Origin of the sequence: Priestia aryabhattai (assembly GCF_023715685.1) — a bacterium.
Classification (GTDB): Bacteria; Bacillota; Bacilli; order Bacillales; family Bacillaceae_H; genus Priestia; species Priestia aryabhattai_B.
The window spans coordinates 1-261 of the sequence record NZ_JAMBOQ010000113.1; the positions used below are offsets into that span (position 1 = coordinate 1).

Annotated in this window: 1 tRNA gene; it reads right to left on the reverse strand. The window is 49.8% G+C overall.

Going from position 1 to position 261, the window contains the following annotated elements:
- Positions 1-136: 136 nt before the first annotated feature.
- Positions 137-212, reverse strand: a tRNA-Ala gene (locus M3225_RS29260).
- Positions 213-261 lie beyond the last annotated feature (49 nt).

Here is a 261-nt window from a genome sequence, read left to right on the forward strand (position 1 = left end):
TTAGGCACGCCGCCAGCGTTCATCCTGAGCCAGGATCAAACTCTCCGAAGAAATGTTTGACTTGCTCAATTAAAAAAATAAAATTTAACGTTGACGTTTGTCGCTTTGTTCAGTTTTCAAAGTTCAAAATTCCGATTGGTGGAGCCTAGCGGGATCGAACCGCTGACCTCCTGCGTGCAAGGCAGGCGCTCTCCCAGCTGAGCTAAGGCCCCATAAATGGTCGGGAAGACAGGATTCGAACCTGCGACCCCTTGGTCCCAA